The 5,526-nt window shown below is 41.7% G+C and carries 3 protein-coding genes; 2 read left to right on the top strand and 1 reads right to left on the bottom strand.

The features are described from left to right. Positions 1-929 (top strand): pentapeptide repeat-containing protein (locus tag F6K51_RS35005; RefSeq protein WP_293030134.1); only part of this gene is annotated, 929 nt, incomplete at its 5' end. Positions 930-1,517: 588 nt separating this feature from the next. Further along, positions 1,518-1,724 (top strand): hypothetical protein, encoded by a 207-nt coding sequence (locus F6K51_RS35010; RefSeq protein ID WP_293030137.1) that lies wholly within the window; start codon positions 1,518-1,520, stop codon positions 1,722-1,724. Positions 1,725-1,890: 166 nt separating this feature from the next. Here the strand turns inward: F6K51_RS35010 and F6K51_RS35015 are convergent. Beyond that, positions 1,891-5,526: RHS repeat-associated core domain-containing protein (locus F6K51_RS35015; RefSeq protein WP_293030140.1), on the bottom strand; the 3,636-nt coding region annotated here is incomplete at its 5' end.

Raw genomic sequence — 5,526 nt, forward strand, 5'->3', positions numbered from 1 at the left:
TAATTATTTTTATCGCTGGTGAAAAGGATAGACGAGATAGTGAAATTTATCAAGCATGGCAGGTAATTACAGCAGCCTATGACCAAAAAGGCAGTGGTGGTAGAATACAAGCTCTGGAATTTCTAAACTCAGAACCTAGGCGTAATCCCTGGTTTTGGTTGACCTGGAATAGAGAAAGTTTAGAAGGTTTGGAAGCTCCAAAAGCTTCTTTAAGAGGAGTAAGACTATCTGATGCAATTTTAGTCTTTGCTAATTTACAGCAAGCTAATTTACAGCAAGCTAATTTACAGCGAGCTAATTTACGGCGAGCTAATTTACAAAAAACTTCTTTCAGTTATTCTAATTTACAGAAAGCTGATTTAAGCTATGCTAATTTACAGAAAGCTAGGTTCAAGTTTACTGATTTAAAGGAAGCTAATTTAGAACATGCTAATTTACAGGCAGCTAATTTACGGGCAGCTAATTTACAGGATGCTAATTTATGGGCAGCTAATTTACAAGAGGCTTCTTTACGGGCAGCTAATTTACAGGATGCTAATTTAGAAGCAGCTTATTTACAGCGAGCTAATTTAGAGAACGCTTATTTAGAAGGAGCTGATTTTAAGCGAGCTTATTTACAGAATGCTAATTTAGGGAACGCTTATTTAGAAGGAGTTAATTTACAGAATGCTAATTTAGAAGCAGCTAATTTACAGCGAGCTAATTTAGGGAACGCTTATTTAGGAGGAGCTAATTTACGGGATGCTGAGCTAAGTAAAGCTAATTTCAAAAATGCCTTTTATACAGATGAAAGCACATTCAAATATACTTGCAAAAAACTTTATCTAAGATATCCTTGTCCCACCATATTTCCTGAAAAATTTAATCCTAAAACCGCCGGAATGAAACTAATAAAAGAATTTAAAGATATACCCAAAGATATACCCTAGTACAAGTTTAAGACAAAAACAACAGAACAAGTTACAGTTAACACCCAATAGGTCAATAGCCACCACTAATCCCACAACTATCCTAACGACTGGGTTACCAATACCTCGAAAACCAGTTTTAATCCCCAAAATAGGAGTTAGCAGTATTTCCTTTTTGCCTCTAATTCCCTTTAAAATTCACTTTTTATTATTTTTGATTTTGTTGGCAAAAATAACGGGAAGTTAAAGACTGACCGTAATGGGAAGTAGTTCCGCTGTCGGAATTCTGTGAACGGAACATAGTTGAGTCCTGGAATTAGAACTAGGCTTAGTTCAACAGTTTCGCCCCTAATAATACAGAGAAAAGTCAACAACCAAAATCATCCAAACAATCAAATCCAAATCGCTCCCGCACTCGTTGTCAGTTCGCTCTCTCCTCAACAATCCCTTCCCAAAAGCGATCGCTTGCACTAACGTGTCAGTTCGCGGTTTTCGTTGTCCTGATACAACCACCCTATTACCCTGTAGGGGCGCAAGGTTTGCGCCCTCATTCTTATTATCCACGCCCATATCCCCCCATAAGGCAATTTTGGGAGCATCTGATTCGGGATGAAACAGATTTTGCCAACCATTGTGATTATATTCATTACAATCCGGTGCGATATGGATTGTGTAATGCCCCCCAGAATTGGCAATTTTCGACGGTGCATCGGTTTATTGCCCAGAGGATTTATCCACCGAATTGAGGAAGAGATGAAATACCAAAAATATGCGATCGCTTTTGGGGTGAGTAGGGTGGATTCGCGGAGCGCGTAATCCACCGAAAAGATGACAATCTCAGGTGCGTTCCCAATAATTAAGTGGTGGAGCAACAGAGGTTGTTTCAGCGAACGCACCCTACAAGATTATGCGATCGCACTTTGCAAAAGATTATTTTTGATAGCAGCATTGGCATGAAATAAACCTACAGCCTTAATAAAAATTAGATGCGTTTGCCGCCCTGCTGGTCAAAAAAATCTACTTGGATTTCAACTATAGCAGTTCCAAATCGTCTCTTAATGGTTTTGAGTTTACTGTTAGAAAATCCTCGTCCAGTTTTTAAATCAAATCCGATTACTGGTTTTTCTTTGTATTTAACTAATATATCAATACCGAGAGATCCCTTTTGCCTTTTTCTCTCTGCAGTTTCCCCATTTTCTAATAAAAAGACTTCTGCTTCAATTTCCAGATCTTTATATGGACGATAACTCTTAATCTGGTCTTCCAAAGCATTATGCGCTGCTGTACCAAATGCTCCCGAATTGGAAAACGTCCCTGTCGGCAATCCCAGCTGACTCATTACTGCTTTTTCAGCCCCTTCTATAACTAGATTTCCGATAAGACCAAAATCCTTTGGTGGATGACCAAAAAGTATCCTTGTGAAAGCATTCCTTCCGGCTAATCCCTGTAATTGTTGACTACCAGCACGTAGAACTAGATTTGCCTGAGCTTTAATTGCGTGACTCAATCCCGTCAGAGTAATTAATCCACTTGGATCTATGCCATTAACTGGATTGGCATTTGCGTAAAGATATTTATGTAACGAGATAGGATTTTGCAAAAACCCTTCAAAAGGATCTCGACTAACAAATCGTCCTGTTTCAACATCCAAATACCTCGCCCTTAAATAATCCAATCCCAAATTCGTATCCCTCTGCTCCCCAGCAAACAAATAGGAATTCTCCGTATCCCCTATCTTAGTAAGAACTTGCCCAAAAGCATCATAAATATAACTATCAGTACCATTACCACTTTCATCACTCAAAGCCCTAGTACTACCCAAACCATCCACATGGTAGAAAGACTCCTCCCCTCCCTGTGACTGAGAAATTAAATCATGTCCATAAACATAAGAAACCTTGATAATCCCCCCTGGAGTATATTCCTCCAGCACCTGTGCATAGGGGCGATTTTTATCAACTAAGAACCGTGTTTCCTCCCCATTGACCGTTTGTGCAACCCGAACTCCATCCGCATCATATTCATTGCTGACATCATTATTACCATCACCATTCGTATCAGCACCTACAAGGCGATTTTCTACATCCCACTCATAATTAACCGTTTCCGTTCCCTTAGTGCGGGAAATAGTATTACCGTTATCGTCGTAGGTATAAGTAGTAGCAACACCGTTGCTTTCTTCCCTCAGCAAGCGGTCATTTTTATCATAGGTGTAAATAGTAGTTCCTTCACCAGAATTATCTCTACTGAGGCGATTACCCACATCATCATAAGCATACTCAATAGTGCGGCTCGCTTCCGTTGCACCAGGCTCAAAAATTGTTTCCTTCGTTAACCGATACAAATCATCATATTCATATTCAACCCGTCTTCCATCCTGTTCTTCCACTGCTGTGCGGTTACCAGTTTTATCCAAGCTATAACGGAAACTACTAATAACAGAACCATTCACATCTTTAGTTTCCAGGTAAGTGAGTCGATTGAGTTGGTCATACTCCCGGATTTCTACCGTACCATTGGGGAATTCGGTACGGATTAAATTAGCAGCTTGATTGTAAACGTAGGTAGTTACTCCATTTTCAGCATCAGTGACCGTTTTCAGGCGATTTTGAGCATCATAGCTATAGGTGGTAGTACCGGAAGGAATATTCACAGATGTGCGGTTTCCAGCAGCATCATAGGTATATGCAATCTCCACCCCATCTGGATCTATGCGTTCTAAGAGGCGGTTTCTTTCATCATATTGGTAAGTAGTAATTCCCCGTTCATCCGTAACGCTTGCTTGTAAACCATTGAGGGTATAGGTAAAGGTAGTGCTGGTGAGGTCAGGGAAATTCTTCGCAATTAGGCGGTTGCGTTCGTCATATTCAAAGGTAATAATATCGCCATTAAAGTCAGTGGTACTGGTAATATTTCCTACAGAGTCATAAGTCGTAGTAGAACCCTGTCCTAAAGGTAATTCCCTAGCAATGCGACGACCCAAGCCATCATATGCAAATTCGGTAACATTGCCATTGGCATCCTTCTGGCTAATTAAGTTACCTAGTTCATCATATCCGTATTCAGTGCGCTTGCCGAAAGTATCCACCACCGCAGTTAATCTTCCCAAAGCATCATATTCATATCCAGTGGTGTTACCTTCTTGGTCAATGCGACCAATTAACCGTCCTGCTGCATCAAATTGGGAAGAAATACTGGTTCCATCCGCAAATTCCTGTCCCACGGGACGACCCAAATCGTTATATAAGAAGGTTGTTACTTGTCCCAAGGGGTCAGTTTCAGAAATTCGCCGACCTGTAGCATCATAGGTGGTAAGAAGTCTGGGATTATCAGTATCATCATTTGAGGTATCATCTGGCAAGATGGTTGCGGTAACTCGACCTGCTTTGTCGTAGACGAACCGGGTAATATTACCAAGCTCGTCAATTTCCACAATTACACGCCCTGCCAAGTCATATTCAGTACTGGTGCGGGGGTTATCTGTGTCATCATCTGGCGTTGCATCGGGGAAGATAGTGGCAATTCGTTGTCCTAGTTTGTCATAAACAAACTGAGTTCTGCGTCCCAGTTCATCAACTTCCGCAACTACCCAACCTGCGGTATTATATTCAGTACGAGTACGGGGGTTATCTGTATTATCATTTGGTGTTGCATCCGGGTAGATGGTTTCCAGCAGTTGTCCTTTATCATCATAGACAAATTTAGTCGAGCGACCCAAAGCATCAATTTCTTCAATGCGGTTACCGGCTGCATCGTAGCGGGTTTGTGTTACCCCACCTTCAGCATCCGTAACTTTTGTCACCCTTCCTTCCGAGTCATACTCAGTCTTGGTAACCAACGTCCGCACCCCTTCAGGAGTGGTCATCTGCTTGGTTTCCGTCAGCACATTGCCGTTATTATCATAGGTAAAGGTAGTTTCATTACCCAAGCCATCTACCTGACGGGTAACATTCCCAAATCTGTCATATTCAAAGGTGGTAGTTCCAGCTCCATCATTGAAGGAGGTTAAAGCACCCCGTGCATCGTAGCTTAAGGTAGTTGTACCGTTTGCTTGTCCAGAAATGGAGGTTAAATTACCCCTACTGTCATAGGTATTGGTGACGGTATTGCCAAGGGGGTCGGTAGTTGTTAACACATCACCGGAGGAGTTGTAGGTGTAGCGGGTGACGTTACCTAGGGGGTCTGTTTCCGTGAGAGTGTTACCGTCACTGTCGTAGGTAAAGGTGGTAGTATTGCCCAAGGGGTCTGTTTCCGTGAGCATATTGTTGTCTTCGTCATAGGTGCGATTAGTTACACCACCTTTTGCATCAATTTCAATGATGATATTACCCCGGACATCATATTCATAGACTGTGGGATTATTTAACTGGTCTAAAACTGTCTGGGTGAAGTTATCGGGGTCGTGGATTAACTCAACTGGGTTACCATCAACATCAATTAATTTAACCAAGCGACCTTTATCATCATATTCAGTGCGGATACCTTCCCGTCCCAAGGGGTCGATAATTGTATCTAAGTAGTGGGGGCGGGAGCTAAGATATGTAAACTGGGTTTCGTTATCTTCCCTGTCAGTAACAGCAATGAGATTTCCATCGCTGAGATCGGAAGAGCGTCTGGG

Origin of the sequence: Moorena sp. SIO3I8 (assembly GCF_010692325.1) — a bacterium.
Classification (GTDB): Bacteria; Cyanobacteriota; Cyanobacteriia; order Cyanobacteriales; family Coleofasciculaceae; genus Moorena.